The organism is Saccharomonospora sp. NB11 (assembly GCF_015910535.1).
Taxonomy (GTDB): Bacteria; Actinomycetota; Actinomycetes; order Mycobacteriales; family Pseudonocardiaceae; genus Saccharomonospora.
In genome coordinates this window covers 85,552-105,774 of sequence record NZ_JACBJG010000002.1, presented here as the reverse complement: position 1 = coordinate 105,774, position 20,223 = coordinate 85,552, and the positions used below count along the sequence as shown (strand labels likewise).

Annotated in this window: 18 protein-coding genes; 12 read left to right on the top strand and 6 right to left on the bottom strand. The window is 71.3% G+C overall.

Annotated features, from left to right (window positions below; genetic code table 11):
* Nucleotides 1–4 precede the first annotated feature (4 nt).
* The 4 genes from egtB to JAV51_RS02770 are packed head-to-tail and all read left to right on the top strand — an operon-like array spanning nucleotide 5 to nucleotide 3,614.
* Nucleotides 5–1,396, top strand: a complete 1,392-nt coding sequence (gene egtB / locus JAV51_RS02785) for an ergothioneine biosynthesis protein EgtB (protein WP_197319015.1) — start codon at nucleotides 5–7, stop codon at nucleotides 1,394–1,396.
* Nucleotides 1,389–2,168: an ergothioneine biosynthesis protein EgtC gene (gene egtC, locus JAV51_RS02780; RefSeq protein ID WP_197319014.1), complete on the top strand. Its 780-nt coding sequence runs from the start codon at nucleotides 1,389–1,391 to the stop codon at nucleotides 2,166–2,168. The genes egtB and egtC overlap by 8 nt, the downstream gene beginning before the upstream one ends.
* Nucleotides 2,165–3,139 (top strand): L-histidine N(alpha)-methyltransferase, encoded by a 975-nt coding sequence (gene egtD / locus JAV51_RS02775; RefSeq protein WP_197319013.1) that lies wholly within the window; start codon nucleotides 2,165–2,167, stop codon nucleotides 3,137–3,139. The genes egtC and egtD overlap by 4 nt, the downstream gene beginning before the upstream one ends.
* Nucleotide 3,140: 1 nt before the next feature.
* The gene (locus JAV51_RS02770; RefSeq protein WP_197319012.1) at nucleotides 3,141–3,614 is read left to right on the top strand and encodes a nitroreductase family deazaflavin-dependent oxidoreductase; all 474 of its coding nucleotides are present in this window, start codon (nucleotides 3,141–3,143) and stop codon (nucleotides 3,612–3,614) included.
* 20 nt (nucleotides 3,615–3,634) lie between these two features.
* On the opposite strand, the gene JAV51_RS02765 is transcribed toward JAV51_RS02770, so the two are convergent.
* From JAV51_RS02765 to JAV51_RS02750, 4 genes are all read right to left on the bottom strand, one after another.
* A complete protein-coding gene (locus JAV51_RS02765; protein ID WP_197319011.1) occupies nucleotides 3,635–4,348 on the bottom strand; it encodes a sulfite exporter TauE/SafE family protein in 714 nt (237 codons plus the stop codon).
* A 76-nt stretch (nucleotides 4,349–4,424) separates the two neighbouring features.
* The gene (locus tag JAV51_RS02760) at nucleotides 4,425–7,250 is read right to left on the bottom strand and encodes an aconitate hydratase (protein ID WP_197319010.1); all 2,826 of its coding nucleotides are present in this window, start codon (nucleotides 7,248–7,250) and stop codon (nucleotides 4,425–4,427) included.
* 198 nt (nucleotides 7,251–7,448) lie between these two features.
* Nucleotides 7,449–8,879: a flagellar basal body protein FliL gene (locus JAV51_RS02755; RefSeq protein WP_197319009.1), complete on the bottom strand. Its 1,431-nt coding sequence runs from the start codon at nucleotides 8,877–8,879 to the stop codon at nucleotides 7,449–7,451.
* Nucleotides 8,876–9,370, bottom strand: a complete 495-nt coding sequence (locus JAV51_RS02750; protein ID WP_197319008.1) for a hypothetical protein — start codon at nucleotides 9,368–9,370, stop codon at nucleotides 8,876–8,878. The genes JAV51_RS02755 and JAV51_RS02750 overlap by 4 nt, the downstream gene beginning before the upstream one ends.
* A gap of 240 nt (nucleotides 9,371–9,610) precedes the next feature.
* On the opposite strand from JAV51_RS02750, the gene JAV51_RS02745 reads away from it, so the two are divergent.
* The 5 genes from JAV51_RS02745 to JAV51_RS02725 all read left to right on the top strand — a co-directional run bounded on the left by JAV51_RS02745 (nucleotide 9,611) and on the right by JAV51_RS02725 (nucleotide 14,504).
* A complete protein-coding gene (locus JAV51_RS02745; RefSeq protein ID WP_307845715.1) occupies nucleotides 9,611–10,831 on the top strand; it encodes an NlpC/P60 family protein in 1,221 nt (406 codons plus the stop codon).
* A complete protein-coding gene (locus JAV51_RS02740; protein WP_197319006.1) occupies nucleotides 10,831–11,403 on the top strand; it encodes a molybdenum cofactor guanylyltransferase in 573 nt (190 codons plus the stop codon). Before JAV51_RS02745 ends, JAV51_RS02740 begins: the two co-directional genes overlap by 1 nt.
* 126 nt (nucleotides 11,404–11,529) lie before the next feature.
* Nucleotides 11,530–12,567 (top strand): MoxR family ATPase, encoded by a 1,038-nt coding sequence (locus JAV51_RS02735; protein ID WP_197319005.1) that lies wholly within the window; start codon nucleotides 11,530–11,532, stop codon nucleotides 12,565–12,567.
* Nucleotides 12,568–12,576: 9 nt separating this feature from the next.
* Nucleotides 12,577–13,527, top strand: coding sequence for a DUF58 domain-containing protein (locus tag JAV51_RS02730; protein ID WP_197319004.1), 951 nt, complete (start codon nucleotides 12,577–12,579; stop codon nucleotides 13,525–13,527).
* Entirely contained in the window at nucleotides 13,524–14,504 is a 981-nt protein-coding gene (locus JAV51_RS02725; RefSeq protein ID WP_197319003.1) for a VWA domain-containing protein, read from the top strand. Before JAV51_RS02730 ends, JAV51_RS02725 begins: the two co-directional genes overlap by 4 nt.
* 17 nt (nucleotides 14,505–14,521) lie before the next feature.
* On the opposite strand, the gene JAV51_RS02720 is transcribed toward JAV51_RS02725, so the two are convergent.
* A complete protein-coding gene (locus JAV51_RS02720; RefSeq protein WP_197319002.1) occupies nucleotides 14,522–14,998 on the bottom strand; it encodes a tRNA (cytidine(34)-2'-O)-methyltransferase in 477 nt (158 codons plus the stop codon).
* 146 nt (nucleotides 14,999–15,144) lie between these two features.
* On the opposite strand from JAV51_RS02720, the gene JAV51_RS02715 reads away from it, so the two are divergent.
* The 3 genes from JAV51_RS02715 (at nucleotide 15,145) to JAV51_RS02705 (ending at nucleotide 17,920) form a co-directional block, all read left to right on the top strand.
* Nucleotides 15,145–15,849, top strand: coding sequence for a beta-ketoacyl-ACP reductase (locus JAV51_RS02715; protein ID WP_197319001.1), 705 nt, complete (start codon nucleotides 15,145–15,147; stop codon nucleotides 15,847–15,849).
* 93 nt (nucleotides 15,850–15,942) lie between these two features.
* Complete coding sequence (fabI, locus tag JAV51_RS02710) at nucleotides 15,943–16,710, top strand: enoyl-ACP reductase FabI (RefSeq protein WP_197319000.1); 768 nt, start codon at nucleotides 15,943–15,945, stop codon at nucleotides 16,708–16,710.
* Nucleotides 16,711–16,861: 151 nt separating this feature from the next.
* Nucleotides 16,862–17,920 (top strand): ferrochelatase, encoded by a 1,059-nt coding sequence (locus tag JAV51_RS02705; protein ID WP_197318999.1) that lies wholly within the window; start codon nucleotides 16,862–16,864, stop codon nucleotides 17,918–17,920.
* Here the strand turns inward: JAV51_RS02705 and JAV51_RS02700 are convergent.
* Complete coding sequence (locus JAV51_RS02700) at nucleotides 17,908–20,223, bottom strand: M20/M25/M40 family metallo-hydrolase (RefSeq protein WP_197318998.1); 2,316 nt, start codon at nucleotides 20,221–20,223, stop codon at nucleotides 17,908–17,910. The genes JAV51_RS02705 and JAV51_RS02700 overlap by 13 nt on opposite strands.

The window sequence follows — 20,223 nt, the reverse complement described above, 5'->3', positions numbered from 1 at the left end:
GCCCATGACCAGCGTCCACCACGACCCGGGCATCATGCGTCCCGCCGAGGTCGACGAGGCGAGTCATCCGCTCCACGCGTTGTCGGAGGAGGGGTTGCGGACCTACACCGCCGAGGTGCTGGAGCGGGCGCGGCGGCGCAGCGCCGCGCTCACCGACGCCGTGGACGACGGAGAGCTGGTCGCGCAGCACTCCCCGCTGATGTCGCCGCTGGTGTGGGACCTGGCGCACGTCGGAAGCCAGGAGGAGATCTGGCTCGTCCGCGACGTGGGCGGGAGGGAGCCGGTGCGCCCGGACATCGACGACCTGTACGACGCCTTCCAGCACCCTCGGTCGACACGCCCCGAGCTTCCGCTGCTCGGCCCGGACGAGGCGCGTCGGTATGTGTCGGAGGTGCGGGACAAGGCGTTCGACGTGCTGGCCGGGACGACGCTGCGGGGCGACGACCTCACGCGGCACGCGTTCGCGTTCGGCATGGTCGCCCAGCACGAACAGCAGCACGACGAGACGATGCTTGCCACCCACCAGCTACGGCGGGGCGAGCCCGTCCTCCACGCGCCCCCACCACCGCCCGAGGTGGTGCACGACCTGCCCGAGGAGGTCGTCGTCCCGGCGGGTCCGTTCGCGATGGGCACGTCGATCGAGCCGTGGGCGCTGGACAACGAGCAACCCGTGCACGACGTGTTCGTCGACGCCTTCGCCATCGACACGACGCCGGTGACCAACGGCCGGTACGCGGAGTTCGTCGACGACGGTGGCTATCGCGATCCACGATGGTGGAGTGCCGAGGGGTGGGCCTACCGCAGCGAGCACGACATCACGGCACCTCGCTTCTGGCGGCGGGAGAACGGCCGGTGGTGGCGACGGCGCTTCGGCGTCGACGAGCCCGTTCCGCCCGACGAGCCCGTCGTGCACGTCTCGTACCACGAGGCCGAGGCGTTCGCGGCGTGGGCGGGCAAGCGGCTCCCGACCGAGGCGGAGTGGGAGAAGGCCGCACGCCACGACCCGGCCAGCGGTCGGTCGCGGCGCTACCCGTGGGGCGACGAGGACCCGACGCCAGACCACGCCAACCTGGGCCAGCGGCACCTGAGTCCGGCGCCGGTGGGCGCGTACCCCCGAGGCGCGTCGCCGTTGGGGGTGCACCAGTTGATCGGCGACGTCTGGGAGTGGACGAGCAGCGACTTCCTGCCGTACCCGGGATTCGTCGCCTACCCGTACCGGGAGTACTCCGAGGTGTTCTTCGGCTCGACGTACAAGGTGCTGCGGGGCGGCTCGTTCGGCAGCGACCCGGTTGCCGTGCGGGGGACGTTCCGCAACTGGGACTTCCCCGTCCGCAGGCAGATTTTCGCCGGATTCCGGTGTGCCCGCGACGTGCGACCCGGTGCCGCCGGTGTGTAGGCACCTCGCCTATCTCGGGCCGGCCGGCGCGCCCGCCGACGTGGTCCTGCGTGCGCCGCACTCGCTGGCGGTGCAGTCGTACGCGCCGAAGGACACGCGCGGCGGTGGCACGGTGAACGTCGACGGGTTCGGGGTCGGGTGGTTCGCCGACGACGGATACCCGACCCGATACCGACGTGCGTGTCCCGTGTGGACGGACCCGGGGTTGGACCGGCTGCTCCGGCCCGTGCGGTCGACGGCGTTCCTCGCGGCCGTGCGATCGGCCACGGCGGGGATGCCCGTCAGCGAGAGCGCGTGCGCGCCGTTCGGCGACGACGACTGGTTGTTCAGCCACAACGGCGTGGTGTTCGGCTGGCCGGAGTCCGTCGTCGGGCTCGCCGAGGACGTGCCCACGGTCGACCTGCTGCGCCTCGACGCACCGACGGACTCGGCGCTGCTGTGGGCGTGGTTGCGGAACGCGCTGCGCGAGGACGTCGACCCGGCCGACGTGGTGCGGGAGTTGGTCGTGCGTGTCGCGGCCACCGCTCCCGGTTCGCGGCTCAACCTGCTGCTCGTCGGACGGGACGTGCTCGTGGCCACCGCCTGGTCGCACTCGCTGTGGGTGCGCTCCGACGGGCCGGGGGTCCTCGTCGCCTCCGAACCCTGCGACGAGGAATCGCAGTGGCGACCCGTGCCGGACGGCGGACTGCTCGTGGCGCATCGGGCCGATGACACCACCACGACGTACGAGATGGAGAAGATCGGACAACCGGAAGGGGACGGTCGGACATGAGCGAGGTGTCGATCGACGTCCATCGCGACGGCGCGGAGCTGACGGAGGCGCTGCGGCACGACGTTCGGGAGGGGCTGTCGGCTCCGGTCAAGTGGTTGCCCTCCCGGTGGCTCTACGACGCGCGGGGCAGCGAGCTGTTCGACCGCATCACCACGCTGCCGGAGTACTACCCGACTCGTGCCGAGCGGGAGATCCTCGCGACCCGCAGCGCCGAGATCGCCGCCGTCACGTCCGCCACCACGCTGGTGGAGCTGGGGTCGGGGTCGAGCGAGAAGACCCGCCTGCTGCTCGACGCGGGCATCGCGCACGGGACACTGCGTCGGTTCGTGCCCCTCGACGTCTCGGAGACGGCGCTGGCGGCCTCGGCCGACGCCATCGCCGCCGAGTACCCGGGGCTGGCCGTCCACGGTGTCGTCGGGGACTTCACCGAGCACCTGGACTTCCTGCCCGGCACCGCACCGCGGTTGGTGGCCTTCCTCGGTGGCACGATCGGCAATTTCCTGCCGGGCGAGCGTGCGAAGTTCTTCACCTCGGTGCGGTCGGTGCTGTCGGCGGGGGAGTGGCTGTTGCTCGGCACCGACCTGGTCAAGGACGTCGACACGCTCGTGGCCGCCTACGACGATTCCCAGGGCGTCACGGCCGAGTTCGACCGCAACGTCCTGCACGTGCTGCGGACCCGCCTCGGCGCGGACGTCGACCCGGCCGCGTTCGACCACGAGGCGCACTGGGATGCGCAGCGGGAGTGGATCGAGATGCGGCTACGGGCTCGTCACCCGATGACCGTGCGGATTCCCGGCGCAAACCTCACGGTGCACTTCGAGGACGGCGAGTACGTCCGCACCGAGATCTCGGCCAAGTTCCGCCCCGAGGGCGTGCGTGCCGAGCTGACCGACGCGGGTTTCGTGGTACGGCGCTGGTGGACCGACGCGCAACAGCGGTTCGGGCTGAGCCTGGCACAGGTCCGCGACTGACATGTCCGCGCGCGTGGCCCTGGCGCGATTCCTCGGATCGCGCCGCTGGGTCATGCGCCTGGCCCCGCTGATCGTGCGTGCCGATCGAGTCCTGCACCGGTTCACGTCGGGGCGCGTGACCCTGTTGCGGGTGGCGGGAGTGCCGACGGTGCGGTTGACCACCGTGGGACGCCGCAGTGGCGTGCCGAGGCAGGTCCAGTTGTTGTGCCTGCCGCTGCCGGGCGCGGTCGTGGTGGTGGGGTCCAACTGGGGCAGGCCGCGCGACCCTGCCTGGGTCCACAACCTGCGCGCGCGACCCGAGGCGACCGTGACGATCGGCGGCAGGACCAGGCCGGTGCGGGCTCGGGAGGTGACGGGTGCGGCGTACGAGCGGCTGTGGCCGCGACTGTTGCGACACTGGCCCGGCTACGGCGCCGAACGCGAGTGGGCGGGCCGGGAACTGCCCGTGTTCGTACTGGACTTCGTCCCGTCGTGACGCGCGGAGCGTCGGCGTGCTCAGCCCACGGCGCTGCGGACCAGGAGAGCGAGCGCGCTCACCGCGGCCACGGCGAGCACCGCCACCCGCATCCGGGTGCCGTGCAGGTGACGGCGGACCGGCCCGGAGACCAGGAAACCCGCGACGAGGAAGGGCGACAACCACAGCACGGTCGTGAGGTGGTCGAGCTGAATCTGCCCCGCGACGGCGAGCGCCGCCAGCGACACCGACGACCCCACCGCGAAGCACGCCGCGAGCGTGGCGCGGATGCGCGGCCCCGACTCGTGTTGATAGAGCAGGGCGAGCGGCGGCCCACCGATCGACGACGCCGTGCCGAACGTCCCGCTCGCCACGCCCGCCACCACCAGCGCCCGTGAGGTCGGCCTCGGCGTCCACGCCGCCACCGACAACAGCACGCACACCAGCACGGCCACGCCCACGACCGCCGAGAACGCGCGTTCGGTGAGCGACGCGACCGCCAGGACCCCCAACGCCGTGCCCGGCAGCCGTCCCACCGCCACGAACCCGACACCCCGCCAGTCGACGTCGCGGTACTCCCGCGCCAGCGCCAGCGCGGCGTGGGCCAACGCGACGATCAGCAACGGCACGGGAACCAGCCGCGGATCCACCAGAGCCAGCAGCGGTGCGGCAAGCAGGTTCATGCCGTAGCCGACGGAACCCTGCACCAACGCCCCCGCGAAGACGGCCGCGCCCGCCACCAGGATCTCCGGCACGGGAAACTCTCCTCTCGACAGCACGGCGGCCCACCACCCGAAGGTGATGGGCCGCCGTGTCGACCAGATCCGCGGATCAGGCGTTCGTCATCTTCCGCAGCACGTACTGCAGGATGCCGCCGTTGCGGTAGTAGTCCGCCTCACCCGGGGTGTCGATGCGCACGACCGCGTCGAACTCGACCTTGCTGCCGTCGTCCTTCGTGGCCGTCACGTGCACCGTGCTCGGGGTCTCGCCCTCGTTGAGCTTGGTGATGCCGCTGATGTCGTAGGTCTCCGTGCCGTCGAGGCCGAGCGAGTCGGCGGAGGAGCCCTCCGGGAACTGCAGCGGGATCACGCCCATGCCGATGAGGTTCGAACGGTGGATGCGCTCGAACGACTCGGCGATGACGGCGCGCACGCCCAGCAGGCGCGTGCCCTTGGCCGCCCAGTCACGCGACGAACCGGAGCCGTACTCCTTGCCGCCGAGCACCACCAGCGGGGTGTTCTGCGCGGCGTAGTTCTGCGCGGCGTCGTAGATGAACGCCTGCGGGCCACCGGGCTGCGTGAAGTCGCGCGTGTAGCCGCCCTGCACGTCGTCCAGGAGCTGGTTGCGCAGTCGGATGTTGGCGAAGGTGCCGCGGATCATCACCTCGTGGTTGCCGCGACGCGAACCGTAGGAGTTGAAGTCCTTGCGGTCGACGCCGTGCTCGGTGAGGTAGCGGCCCGCGGGGGAGTCCGCCTTGATCGCACCGGCCGGGGAGATGTGGTCGGTGGTCACCGAGTCGCCCAGCTTCGCGAGCACGCGAGCGCCCGCGATGTCGGTGACGGGCTCCGGCTGCGCGGTCATGCCCTCGAAGTACGGGGGCTTGCGCACGTAGGTGGACTCGGCGTCCCAGTCGAAGGTCTTGCCCTCGGGGGTGGGCAGGGACTTCCACCGCTCGCCGCCGTCGAACACGTCGGCGTAGTCCTTGGTGAACATCTCCTGCGTGATCGCCGAGTCGATCGTGGACTGGATCTCCTGCGGCGACGGCCAGATGTCGCGCAGGAAGACGTCGTTGCCGTTCTGGTCCTGACCGAGCGGCTGGGTCTCGAAGTCGAAGTCCATCGTCCCGGCCAGCGCGTAGGCGATGACCAGCGGCGGCGACGCCAGGTAGTTCATCTTGACGTCGGGGTTGATCCGGCCTTCGAAGTTCCGGTTACCCGACAGCACCGACACGACGGTGAGGTCGTTCTCCTGCACCGCGGCCGAGATCTCCTCGGGCAGCGGGCCGGAGTTGCCGATGCAGGTGGTGCAGCCGTAGCCCACCAGGTGGTAGCCCAGCTTCTCCAGGTACGGCCAGAGACCGGCCTTGTCGTAGTAGTCGGTGACGACCTGCGAACCGGGGGCCATGGAGGTCTTCACCCACGGCTTCACCGACAGGCCCTTCTCGACGGCGTTGCGGGCGAGCAGTGCGGCGCCGAGCATCACCGACGGGTTCGAGGTGTTGGTGCACGACGTGATCGAGGCGATCACCACGGCGCCGTGGTCGAGCACGAACTCGCCGCGTTCGGCCGAGGTCACCTTCACCGGCTTGGTCGGACGGCCGTTCGCGCCGTTGGCGGCCGAGTGCGCCGGGGCGCCGCCCTGGTCCTCCTGGACGCCGTCGGCGATGTAGCCGGGGGCGTCGCTCGCGGGGAAGGACTCCTCGGAGGCCTCGTCGACGAGGGAGGTGGTCTCCTCACCGGAGGCGTCGGTGACGTAGTCGGGCAGCGTCGCGCGGAACGACGACTTGGCGGCGCTCAGCTCGATGCGGTCCTGCGGACGCTTCGGGCCGGCGATCGACGGCACCACGGTCGACAGGTCGAGCTCCAGGTACTCGGAGTACTCGGCCTCCCGGCTCGGGTCGTGCCACAGGCCCTGCTCCTTGGCGTAGGCCTCGACCAGCGCGAGCTGCTCCTCCGAGCGGCCGGTCAGCTTCAGGTAGCGCAGGGTCTCGTCGTCGATCGGGAAGATCGCGGCGGTGGAGCCGAACTCGGGGCTCATGTTGCCGATGGTCGCGCGGTTGGCCAGCGGCACCGCGCCGACGCCCTCGCCGTAGAACTCGACGAACTTGCCCACCACACCGTGCTTGCGCAGCATCTCCGTGATGGTCAGCACCACGTCGGTGGCGGTGGCGCCCGCGGGGATCTCACCGGTCAGCTTGAAGCCGACGACGCGCGGGATGAGCATCGACACCGGCTGACCCAGCATGGCGGCCTCGGCCTCGATGCCGCCGACGCCCCAGCCCAGCACACCGAGGCCGTTGACCATCGTGGTGTGCGAGTCGGTGCCCACGCAGGTGTCCGGGTACGCCTGGCCGCCGCGGGCCATCACGGTGCGCGCGAGGTGCTCGATGTTGACCTGGTGCACGATACCGGTGCCCGGGGGAACGACCTTGAACTCCTCGAAGGCGTTCTGACCCCAGCGCAGGAACTGGTAGCGCTCGCGGTTGCGCTCGTACTCGATCTCGACGTTGCGCTCGAAGGCGTCGGCGCGGCCGAAGACGTCGATGATCACGGAGTGGTCGATGACCAGCTCGGCGGGCGCGAGCGGGTTCACCTTGTCCGGGTCGCCGCCGAGCTCGGTGACCGCCTCACGCATCGTGGCGAGGTCCACCACGCACGGCACGCCGGTGAAGTCCTGCATCACCACGCGAGCCGGGGTGAACTGGATCTCGATGGACGGGTCGGCCTTCGGGTCCCACGAGCCGAGCGCGCGGATGTGCTCGGCGGTGATGTTGGCGCCGTCCTCGGTGCGCAGCAGGTTCTCGAGCAGGATCTTCAGGCTGTAGGGCAGACGCTGCGAGCCCTCGACCTTGTCCAGGCGGAACACCTCGTACGAGGCGTCACCGACCTGGAGCGTGTCGCGGGCGCCAAAGCTGTTCTTGCTGGCGGGTGCAGTCACGTTCACTCCAGTGGCGGCGGTTGTTCGGGTAGGAGCAGGTCGAGTGTCACCCACCCCCGAGACATCCGCAGCGCCCGCGGCGATGAGCTTCCTCCAGCCCTGCCCACTAAACCGTACGCTTGTCCTTTTTCCGGTCAAGGTCAGGATAGCGGACGGGCCCGCCACCGCGTCGGTGCCGGGCCCGTGATCTCCGTCAGGTCAGTTGAATTCCAGCATCGCCTTGAAGTCCTCCGGGGTCAGCTCCCGGTACAGGCGCATGCCGAGGTCGCCGACCGTGCGCAGCGGGCTGACGTAGTGCTTGCCGTCGACCTCGGTGGTGACCAGGCCGACGCCCTGCGCGGCGAGCACTCCGGTGATGCGCTCCAGCGTCTCGGGCGAGGTGCCAGAGTCGGCGTTCGCGACCACCGCCGCGGCGAGGTCGGCACCGCAGAGCTGCTTGCTCTGGCCTGCCATCTCGACGCGGTAGCAGTCGCCGTTCTTGCTGAAGGAGAATCGTCCCTGTCCCTGCATGTCCACCTCCAGCGCCGTGATGGTCGCCAACGTTCCGCCCGTGACGTCGGAGTTCTCGGTCTGCAGGTCGAGGATGCGCACGCCGCTCGGCCTCGCGCCCTTCAGCTTCGCCGCCTGCACCAGCAGGGGGCCCACGTCGTGCGCCACGCCCATCTCGTCCGGCGGCAGCAGTTCGATCACGCGCTGGACGTCGGCGTCGAGGGCCGCCTGCACCAGGTCGCGGACGGCGTCGGTGGGCGAGTCGGCGCCGCGAGCCGGGATGGACGTCGACGGCCAGTCCATGCCCGCGTCCCCGAGCGCGAGGTCGGCCACTGTGTAGAACAGGCTCGGATACCACTCGCCGTCGACGTTCACGGTCGCGATGCGGATCGGGGAGCCCGTCTGCTTCACCAGGGTGGCGACGTCGACACTCGCCTTCTCGGCCGTCGGCTTGCCGTCCGCCTGCGCGGCGGCGACCAGGGCGTCGCGGTACTCCGGCGCGAGCGGGAGCTTGGTGAGGTCCGCGTCGAGCGTGAACGTGCCGCCGGTCAGTTTCGCGACGGTGACCCGGTCGTTGATCCGTTCGGCTGCCGCCGGGTCGAACTGCAGATTCTCGGCGGTGAAGGTGATGCCCGAGAACGCGGCGGGGTCGGCGTCCTGGCTCAGCATTCCCAGCCGCCGGAACTCGGTGAAGGCCTCCTGGAGCTGGTCACCGAGCACCGACGCCTCGCCGGGGGCGAGTGACTGGGCCGCACCGAGCAGGTCTCCGTTGCCCACGGCGGTGAGCAGTCGTTCCGCGGCCTCCTCCGGGCTGCTCGCGCCCGAGGCGACCGAGGCGCGCTCGGAGAGCACCCACCACGTCGCGCCGCCTCCCAGAGCGAGGACGAGCGCGATCACCAGGCCCACGACGATCCCGCGCTTGCGTCCCTTGTTCTCCGGTTCCGGCTGCTGGGGCACGATGCCCGGCTGGGTGACGGGCGTGGAGTGCGGGTACGGGCTCTGCGGGAACTGGTTCGTGGGGTAGCCGTACGGTGCCGGTGCGCCGGTGGGCGCATTCGGGTCGGGGACATGCTGGGGCCCCTGCTGGCCGAACTGCGGGCCGTGCTGGTGGCCGTACTCCGGCGTCGTCACTGCTGTCACCTGTCCTGGGTCTGGTCGCTGTGGAGTGCCGCCGTGCTGCGTCGGGCCGAGAACAACAGCCCGAGCCCGCCGAAGAGAGCGAGAGCCGAGCCGACGGTCGAGGTCATCGGGCCGAGGTCGTGGATGCCGACCAGCCCGATCACGTCGCCGCCTTGGATGGTGATCAACGCCGCCACGGTTCCGATTGTGACCGCTGTCACGATGACAAGGCTCGCTCCGGTGCGCCACAGGCCCAGCGCCAACAGGATCACGCAGCCGCTGGCGGCGATCACGACGCCGTTCCACGCGCGGAGCGCCAGTTCCAGGGCGGGGTCGAGGCTCAGCAGGTGGTCGAGCAGCGCCGCCGTGGCGTAGCTGTCGCGGTCCACGGAGCCGGAGCGCAGCCACGGCAGGAAGGTGCCGACGGTGGCCACGAGAAGTCCGACCGTGGCGATCGCGCTCCACGCGATCACCGCGCGACTCGCGGGCGCTCCGGAAACCGGCGATCTCATGCGATCCCTCCTCGATCCCTTGTCCGAGACCCGCGTCGGGCCCTCCCGCGCGCGGACCCGCGACTCACCTGGTTCGGGCACCCGGGGTCGCCCGGTCGCCGGAAACCTGAGCGAGGAACCACCGTTTCGCCTGGTGCGCGTGGTGGTCGGGGGAACGCCGTGGCACTGTGCGAGTACGGAGGTGAGTCGACTGTGCACAGTGCGTGTTCTTCCCGACGTGGGGGTTCGAGGCGCCGGAGCGTGCTGATCGTAGCCGTGCTCGGGGCACTGCTCTGTGGAGGTCAGGCCGCCGCGGTGCCGCCGGGGAGTCCGGACGACGCCGACCTGCGCGCGGCGGAGGCCGACGTCGAGCGCCGGACCGAGGACGTGGACCGGCTCGCCGACGAACTCGCCGACGTGGAGGCCCACCTGGCGGAGCTGTACGCGGAGGTCGGACGCCGGCGCGAGGCCGCGAACAAGGCGTGGGTCGACTACGACCGCGCGGTCCGCGACGCCGAGCGGGCCGAACACGCCGCGGAGCGCGCCGCAGAGCGGGCCTACGTCGCGCGGCACCGACGTGACTCGGCGCGCCGAGCCTTCGACGACTTCGTCGACGGCAGTTTCCGGCAGGGCGCGACGATCGGGTCGATCGGCGCCTACCTCGGTGCCGACAGCCCCCAGGAGTTGTTGCAGCGAGAGCAACTGCTGGGCGCCGTGGGCGAGGTGCATCTCGGGACGCTCACGCGCCTGCAGGACGCCCTCGCCGAGGCGGCCGACGCCGAGGTGGCCGCGCGCGAGACCCTGTCGGAGGCGCGGGAGCGGCGGGCCGAGGCCGAGCGGGCGGCGAGCATCGCCGACGCGGCGACGGAGGAAGCGGTGTGGGCGGCCGAGGAACAGGAAGAGCTGCTGGCCGCGATCGAGGAGGAGAAACGCCGGGTCGAGGCCGAGTTGACCGAAGCGCGCGAGACCGTGAGCGACCTGGAGGCGCAACGCGACCGCGTCGTGCAGGCGACCAGCCCTCCGAGCACGGCGCCCGCCGTGACCGCGGGGACGAGCGCCACGGGCGACCTCGTGGAGACCGTGGTGGCCCGCGCGCTGTCCCAGGTCGGGGTGCCCTACGCCTGGGGCGGCGGCAACGTCCACGGACCCACCTACGGCATCCGCGACGGAGGTGTCGCCGACAGCCACGGCGACTACCGCAAGATCGGCTTCGACTGCTCGGGTTTGATGATCTACGCCTTCGCCCCGGTCACCATCTTGCCGCACTACAGCGGCTACCAGTACAACGCGGGGCGGAAGGTGCCGTCGTCGCAGATGAGGCGTGGTGACCTGCTCTTCTGGGGACCCGGCACCATCCACCACGTCGCCCTGTATCTGGGGGACGGGCAGATGGTGGAGGCCCCGTACTCCGGCGGCACCGTCCGGGTCACGCCGGTACGCTACGCCGGACTGATGCCCTACGTGACCCGACTGGTGGAGTAGTGAGCGACGCCCGCGCCCCGCGGCTGGCCGGTGTCGTGCTCGCGGGCGGCGCGGCACGCCGGATGGGTGGCGTGGACAAGGCGATGTTGCGTGTCGGTGGCGTCCCCCTGCTGCGCCGGGTGATCACGGCGCTCGGTGACGCCGACCCGGTCGTGGTCGTCGGCCCTCGCCGGGCGGGGTTCGACGACGTCCGCTGGACGCGGGAGGACCCGGCGGGCTCGGGTCCGGTGGCCGCGTTGTCGGCCGGGTTGTTCGTGCTCGCCGCCGACGTCGACATCGTGGCCGTGCTCGCCGCCGACCTGGCCGGGGTGACGTCGTCCACGATCACCCGACTGTGCCACGCCCTGCACACGTCCTCGCCCCCAGCGGACGGGGCCCTCCTCGTCGACGAGCACGGGCGGCGTCAGTGGCTCGTCGGTGTCTGGCGCAGCCGGGCGCTGTACACGGCCGTGCCTGCCGATTCCCGGAACGCGTCGGTGCGTGGCACCCTGGGGACGTCGTCCATTGTGGAGGTCCCGGCGCTGGCGGGAGAGGCGCACGACGTGGACCGCCCGGACGACCTGCGCCCCTGATCGAGCTTCACAGCCGTCACACCGGCGGAGGTGTTTGCTGGGCGGGACACGGTCGTGATCAGACGCACTCCGGTAACCGGTACGGTCACGGGGCACGCACCACAGGTCGCCAGCGAGGAGGTAGGTGTGACCGAGCCCGGCACCCCGGCGCGGGATGCGCAGTTGCTGGAGCGCACCGTGTTCGAGGTCAAGCGCGTGATCGTGGGGCAGGACCGGCTCGTCGAGCGCATGTTGGTGGGGCTGCTGGCCAAGGGGCACCTGTTGCTCGAAGGTGTGCCCGGTGTCGCGAAGACGCTCGCGGTCGAGACGTTCGCCCGTGTGGTGGGAGGGTCCTTCTCCCGGGTGCAATTCACCCCGGACCTCGTGCCCGCGGACATCCTGGGCACCCGCATCTACCGGCAGTCGAGCGAGAAGTTCGACGTCGAGCTGGGGCCGGTCGTCGCCAATTTCGTGCTCGCCGACGAGATCAACCGCGCGCCCGCGAAGGTGCAGTCGGCGATGCTGGAGGTGATGGCCGAGCGGCACGTCTCCATCGGCGGCGAGACCTTCCCGATGCCGCACCCGTTCCTCGTCCTCGCCACGCAGAACCCCATCGAGAACGAGGGCGTCTACCCGCTGCCCGAGGCCCAGCGCGACCGGTTCCTGTTCAAGATCGTCGTCGAGTACCCGACGGCGGAGGAGGAGCGCGAGATCGTGTACCGGATGGGGGTGACCCCGCCGGAGCCGCAGCAGGTGCTCAGCCCCGACGAACTCGTGCGCTTGCAGGACGTGGCCTCCCAGGTGTTCGTCCACCACGCGCTCGTGGACTACGTCGTGCGCCTCGTGCTCGCCACCCGCCAGCCCGCCGAACACGGCCTCACCGACGTCGCGGGGTGGGTGTCCTACGGTGCGTCGCCGCGCGCGAGCCTGGGCATCATCTCGGGTGCCCGCGCGCTGGCTCTGGTGCGTGGCCGGGACTACGTGCTGCCGCAGGACGTGGTCGACATCGTGCCCGACGTCCTCCGGCACCGGCTCGTGCTCTCCTACGACGCGCTCGCCGACGGCGTGCCGTTGGACCACATCGTCAACCGCATCCTGCAGGCGGTTCCGTTGCCCCAGGTCTCGGCCCGTCCGCAGGCGCCGGGCGCGGGGCCCGCCGTCCCGGCAGGTGTGCCCGGCAGGTAGCGGGCGACCATGACACAGCGACACGACGCCAGGGCGGACCGGCCCGACTGGGCGCCGCCGATTCTGCGCGGCGACCGGCTGGAGGCCGGGCTGCGCACGCTGGAACTCGACGTCCGCAGGCGGCTCGACGGACTGCTGCAGGGCAACCACCTGGGCCTCGTGCCCGGCCCGGGTTCCGAGCCGGGGGAGGCGCGTCCCTACCAGCCCGGTGACGACGTGCGGCGCATGGACTGGGCCGTCACGGCCCGCACCACCACTCCGCACATCCGCGAGACGGTGGCAGACCGCGAGCTGGAGACGTGGATCGTCGCGGACCTCTCACCGAGCCTCGACTTCGGCACGGCCGCGTGTGAGAAGCGGGACCTCGTGGTGTGCGCGACCGCAGCGGTCGCGCATCTGACCGGCGGGGGCGGCAACCGGATCGGGGCGTTGCTGTCCAACGGCGACGAGACCGTCCGCATCCCGCCCCGGGGCGGGCTCGGCCACGCCCGCGACCTCGTGCGCCGGGTCGCGACGCTGCCGCGCGCCGAGGAGGGAACGCGCGGTGACCTCGCCACGCTCGTGGACAAGCTGCGCAGGCCGCCGCGACGCCGGGGCCTCGCGGTCGTCGTGTCGGACTTCCTCGGTCCGCTGACCTGGGAGCGCCCGCTGCGGGCCCTGTCGGCGAGGCACGAACTGCTGGCCGTCGAGGTGCTCGACCCTCGCGACGTCGACCTGCCGGAGGTGGGCTCGGTGGTCCTCGCCGACCCCGAGACCGGCAAGCAACGCGAGGTGCGGACGTCGGCCCTGCTGCGCAAGGAGTTCGCGGCCGCGGCCGAGGCGCATCGGCGCGAGGTCGCCCGCGCGATCCGCAAGGCGGGAGCCGGACATCTCGTGCTGAGGACGGACTCCGACTGGATCGCCGACGTCGTCCGGTTCGTCGTGGGCCGCAAGCGTGGTTGGTCGGGGGCGGCCTCATGAGCGTCTCCGGCTTCTCCGCCCCGTGGTGGTTCCTGCTGCTGCTCGTGCTCGCGGCCTTGGTCGCGGGGTACGTGTTCGCGTTGCGGACGCGCCGCAAGCGCATCATGCGGTTCACCAACCTGGAGCTGCTCGACCGGGTGGCGCCCCGCAGCCAGGGGCGCGTCCGGCACGTGCCCGCCGCCCTGCTCGCGGTGTCGCTGCTGGTGCTGACCTTCGCGCTCGCGGGTCCCACGGCCGAGGAGAAGGTTCCCCGCAACCGCGCGACCGTCATGCTGGTCATCGACGTCTCGCTGTCGATGGAGGCCACGGACGTCCAGCCCACCCGCCTGCGGGCGGCGCAGGACGCGGCCCGGTCGTTCGCGGAGGACCTCACGCCGGGCGTGAACCTCGGGCTCATCTCGTTCGCGGGAACCGCGACGGTGCTCGTGGCCCCCACCACCGAGCGCGAGGGTGTCGTGCACGCGATCGAGAACTTGAAACTGGCGCAGTCCACGGCCACCGGTGAGGGAATCTTCGCGGCGATCCAGTCGATCGAGAGCTTCTCCGCCGTGGTGGGCGGGGCCGAGGGACCGCCGCCCGCGCACATCGTGCTGATGACCGACGGCAAGCAGACCGTGCCGCAGGACGAGTACGCGCCCCGAGGCGCGTTCACCGCGGCCGGTGTGGCGAAACAGAAGAACATCCCCGTCACGACGATCTCGTTCGGCACGTCGTACGGCAGCGTGGAGATCGAGGGCAAGCGGGTGCCCGTCGAGGTGGACGACACGTCGATGAAGGAGATCGCCCGACTGTCCGGCGGGGACTTCTACAAGGCCGCCACGGCCGAGGAGCTCAAGAAGGTCTACGACGACCTCGGCGAGCAGATCGGCTACGAGACCAAGGAGGTCGACGCGAGCAGGCCGTGGGTCGCGCTCGGCACGATCGCGTTGGTCGCGGCTGCGGCGAGCTCGCTGTTGATCGGCCAGCGCCTCCCGTAGCGGGTGCGCCGGGTGCGTCAGGAGGTCGGCGCACCGGAGCCGCGGAAGTCGTGTTGACGCCAGGCTTCGTAGACGGCGATCGACGCCGTGTTCGTGAGGTTCAGCGACCGTGACGTGGGCAGCATCGGCAGTCGGAGCTGGTCGGTGATGTGCTCGTCGGCCAGCACCTCGTCCGGCAAGCCCACCGACTCGGGGCCGAAGAGGAGCACGTCGCCCTCGGCGTAGGCCACGTCGGTGTGCTTGCGCCGCGCGCGCGTGGAGAACGCGTAGACGTGGTCGGGCTGCAACGCCTCCCAGGCCGCGGCGAGGTCGCGGTGGACCCGCACGGGGGCGAGGTCGTGGTAGTCGAGACCGGCACGGCGGAGGTAGCGGTCCTCCAATGAGAAGCCGAGCGGCTCGATCAAATGCAGCTCGCACCCGGTATTGGCGGCCAGCCGGATCGCGTTTCCGGTGTTGCCTGGGATCTCGGGGTGGAAGAACACGATCCGGAACACGAGCCCGATTGTGTCGTGGCCACCCTCCGGGTGCCGCGCGGGGGCCACCCGTACTCGTCGGTAGTGATCCCTGCCGCAGTGGGCTGCGGCGCAACGGCTAACCTCGGCGCGGCAGACTGACGAACTTCGCGCACGAGGAGTGGCACGTGGGACGGTCCGTTCTGGTCACGGGCGGCAATCGCGGTATCGGACTGGCGATCGCGCGGGAACTCGCCGACGCAGGTCACCGGGTGGCGGTGACGCACCGCGGTTCGGGTGCCCCCGACGGGTTGTTCGGCGTGCAGGCCGACGTCACCGACTCCGAGCAGATCGACACCGCCTTCAAGCAGGTGGAGGAGCACCAGGGGCCGGTCGAGGTGCTGGTGTCCAACGCCGGGATCACCGAGGACACGCTCCTCATGCGCATGAGCGAGGACCAGTTCACGCGCGTTGTCGACGCGAACCTCACCGGCGCCTACCGCGTCGCGAAGCGGGCGTCGCGCGGAATGCTGCGGGCCAAGTTCGGTCGGTTCGTGTTCATCTCCTCGGTCATCGGCCTCAGCGGTGGCGCGGGGCAGGTCAACTACGCCGCCAGCAAGGCGGGTCTCGTGGGGCTCGCCCGCTCGCTGACGCGGGAACTCGGCTCGCGCAACATCACCGCCAACGTCGTGGCTCCGGGCTTCATCGTCACCGACATGACCAACGAGCTGACCGACGAGCAGCGCGCCGCCGCGCTCGCCCAGATTCCGGCGGGCCGCTACGGCGAGCCCGCGGACGTGGCGCGCGCCGTGCGGTTCCTCGCCTCGGACGAGGCCGCCTACGTCAACGGTGCGGTCCTGCCCGTCGACGGTGGCCTCGGCATGGGCCACTGACGGCCACTGAGGCCACTGAGGCCACTGACGGCCACTGACGGCCACTGACGCGTCGTCTCGAACTCCCCTACACCCCCGAACTGGAGGACTGCTGTGTCCGGACTGCTCGAAGGCAAGAGGCTGCTGATCACGGGAGTGATCACCGACAGGTCGATCGCGTTCCACGCCGCCAAGGTGGCCCAGGAACAGGGCGCGCAGGTGGTGCTCACCGGTTACGGCCGGATGTCCCTGGTGGAGCGCATCGCCAAGCGACTCCCCGAGCCCGCGCCGGTGCTGGAGCTGGACGTGCAGAACGCGGAGCACCTGAACACGCTCGCCGACCGGGTGCGGGAGCACGTGGACGGCCTCGACGGGGTCCTGCACTCGATCGCCTTCGCGCCGGCGACCTGCCTCGGTGCACCGTTCATGGACGCGCCCGTCGAGGACGTGACCACCGCGGTCCAGATCTCGGCCTACTCCTACAAGTCGCTCGCCGCCGCGGTGCTGCCGCTGCTGGGCCGTGGTTCCTCGATCGTCGGCATGGACTTCGACGCCCGGGTGGCCTGGCCCGCCTACAACTGGATGGGCGTGGCGAAGGCGGCGCTGGAGTCGGTCAACCGCTACCTCGCCCGCGACCTCGGTGAGCACGGCATCCGCGTGAACCTGATCTCGGCGGGTCCGGTGAAGACGATGGCCGCCAAGTCGATTCCCGGCTTCACCGAGCTGGAGGACGGTTGGGACAGCCGCGCGCCGCTCGGGTGGGACACCACCGACCCGACTCCGGTCGCGAAGAGCATCTGCGCTCTGCTGTCCGACTGGCTGCCCGCCACCACGGGTTCGATGGTGATGGTCGACGGCGGCTTCCACGCCACCGGTCAGTGACCGACTCGACGGGGCGCTCACCGTGCTGGTGGGCGCCCCGTCGCGCGTCCGGGACAGCCGGGATCGGTGGTCGGACACGGAAAGTGAGACGCGCGTCCCGACCGGTCGACCCCGGTCTGCGTCCGGTTCTCGACGGCGAGAGGATGAGGTCGTGAACTATGACGCGTTGCTGTGGCTGTCGTTCGGCGGGCCGGAGGGACCGGACGACGTCATGCCGTTTCTGGAGAACGTGACCCGCGGACGCGGCGTACCGCGGGAGCGGCTGGCCGAGGTCGCCGAGCACTACCACCACTTCGGTGGGGTGTCCCCGATCAACCGGCTGAACCGCGAGGCCATCGCGGCGGTGGAACGTGAACTCGCCGCGCAGGGCGTCGAGTTGCCCGTCTACTTCGGCAATCGCAACTGGCATCCCATGGTGGAGGACGCCGTCGCGCGGATGGCTGCCGACGGCGTCAAGCGCGCCCTCGTGTTCGCCACCAGCGCCTACGGCGGCTACTCGGCGTGCCGCCAGTACGACGAGGACATTCTGCGGGCGCGGGCCGCGGTGGGGGAGAAGGCGCCGCAGCTGGTGAAGTTGCGCCAGTTCTTCGACCACCCCCTGTTCGTGGAGGCCAACGCCGACGCCGTGCGCGCCGCGTACGAGCAGGTCGGCGACCGCGACACGCGGCTGGTGTTCGTCGCCCACTCGGTGCCGACGGCGGCCGACGCCGCGTCGGGTCCTCCGGAGGAGGGCGGCCACCGCTACTCGCGCCAGGTCGCGGAGGCGTCGCGGCTCGTGGCCGAGCAGCTGGGCGTCGAGACCTACGACGTCGTGTGGCAGTCGCGTTCCGGTTCGCCGCACGTGCCGTGGCTGGAGCCGGACATCGTCGACCACATCGAGGCGCTGCACGGCGACGGTGTGCGCGCGGTGGTGTGCTGCCCGATCGGTTTCGTGTCCGACCACCTCGAAGTGATCTGGGACCTCGACAACGAGGCCGCGGAGAAGGCCGAGGAACTCGGCATGGGCTTCGCGCGGTCGGCCACGCCCAACTCCGACCCGAGGTTCGCGCAACTCGTCGTGGAGCTCGTGCGCGAGCAGACCGACGGCGCGCCCGTCCGCAAGCTCTCCACGCTCACGACGGGCGGCGACACCGCCAACGGGGCACCGTGTGCGACGCGATGCTGCGAGCCCACCCGGCGCCCCGCGGCGGCCGGGGCTCAGAACTCGTAGGTCCGCGCCACCGCGACGACGTCACCGTCCTCTCGCGTCCCGGCGACGACGTCCGGTGGACGCGGGGTGAACCCGGGGACCGGGTCGAGGCCGCGGGTCTCGTCGACGACGGTCACCCGGGTCGGGCCGTCCGACGCAGTACGCACGGTGAGGTCCACGCCGGACTCCGGTAGGTCGCGGAACCGCACCTCGCCCGGCCAGGTGTTCGCCCGGACACCGGTGACGCGGACCATGGCCGGGGGTGCGGTTCCGGCGCGCGCCGTCACCTCGGCGATCGGTCGGTCGAACCGGAGGATCACCGACGTCGCGTCGCGGGGCGAGTCGATGTGCAGGGTGAGGGTGTCCGCAGTGCGCGCGGACAACCTCACATCCGGTCCGTCGACGTCGAGCCCGGGTGCCGGACCGGTCCAGAGCTCGCCGCGGGCGTACCCGGGCGGTAGCCCCGACAGGTCACGGTCCACGACGTGTCGGCGGGTCCAGCCTGTCGGCTCGTGCTCGCCGCTCACCCATCTCGCCACGCCCGTGTCGGCGTCGAGGACGTACGCCAGATGCGAGCGGACGGGGTTGTCCGCGGTCGAGTCGTTCGCGGCCAGACCCACAGGGATCGACGCGACGACGAGGAGCACCGCGACCACCGGCACACCGACGGTCATGCCAAGTCCCGGACGACGCTCCGCGCGTGGCAGGAATCGTTCGGCCAGGGGGAGCAGGGTGAGACCCCACACGGCCAGGAGTGCGGCGGGCACGCCCGCGAGCGCGAGTCCCATGCCCAGCAGAGCGGTGTGCGCCATCGGGACGAGCACGGCGGTCGTGAGGCACGCTGCGATCACGAGGATGAGCAGCGAGTGCGACGGACGCCGTGCCACGGTGAGTGCGGCGATCGCCGCGAGCGTGGACACGACGGCGGGCACGGTGAACACGTAGGCCGCGTTCGGTGCGAACAGCCCGAGGCCGACGCCGAGCGCGGCGGGCCAGCACAACGCGCCCGTCACGAGAGCGGCGGGACCCAACCTCCGGCGAAGGAGGAAATACCAGCCGAGCAGGCTCACGGCGGTGAGGACCAGCAGGGTGAACTCGAAGGCGCGTGGGGCGTGGAGCAGTCCGCCCATCAGGTCGTAGCCGGGCCGCAACGACACGAGCACCTGCCACAGCGCCTGTGCCGACACCGCGGCGACGACGATCGGCGCGGCGGCGGAGGCGGCACCGAGCAGCATCCTCGGCACGGTGGCCTGCCGTCGGCGTCGGACGAGCCAGCCCAGAAGCACCACCAGCGCGCAGGCGCCCACCGCGAGCGGCACGGCCACGGCGCCCGGGTACCGCACCGTCAGGCCGAACACCGAGAAGTACGTGGCGTCGTGCGAGGCGGTGACCGTGGTGAGGTCGGTGTCGCCCAACGCGCGGGCCAGGGCCAGCATGGTGGTGCCGTGGTGTTGCAGGCTCGCCGGGTCGAGCCGGTCCACCGTGTCCTGCGCGGTGTGGTAGCGCGACGCGTCGTGGAAGAACGCGAAGTTCAGCCCGGCCAGACCCGCCCGCGTCAACGGCGTGAGGTCGGTGTTGTTGGGAAGCAGCCGGTAGAGCTGGACGAGAGCGGAGTTGCCACGGGTGTGGGGGACGACGTCGTGCACGGTCCTCACCAGGGCGGCGTTGCCCTCCGACGTCTCGAACAACGTCGAGGGACCCGCGACGCCCCGCGCCTCGAAGTTGAGCACCACGCCGGTCCGCCCGGCGAGCGCGGGGTGCCGGACGGCGGCGCCGGCCCCCAGCGCGCCGTCCTCCTCGCCGTCGGTCACCAGGACGACGAGGTCGTTACGGAGCGGCTTGCCGCCGTCCACCAGTGCGCGGGCGGTCTCGACGGCGGCGGCGACAGCGGCCCCGTCGTCGGCGGCACCCGGCCCCATCGGCGCCGAATCGTGGTGTGCGGCGAGCACGACCACTCCCGTCGGGTCGGTGCCGGGCAGCGTGGCCACGATGTTGTCCACCCGACCGAACGTCGCGAGCCCGGCGGCGGTGCGCGTTCCGACGGCGCGCTGGACCTCGACCGACAGCCCGAGCTCGCTCAGCCGCCGCACGAGGGTGTCCTCGATTCGGCGGTTCTCCGGGCTTCCGATGGGGCGGGCGGTGGTGGCGATGTCCCGCAGTCGCTGGAGGGCGCGCTCGGCGCTGAAGACCTCAGGTGAGGCGTCCTTCCCTCTCGGTGGTGGGACGCTGCTCTCCGCGGCGATGGACACCCATGCCGCGAGCACCACGGTGAGTGTGGTGAGAAGTCCGGCGGCGAGCCGCCGAGGAACATGTCGTGCGATCAC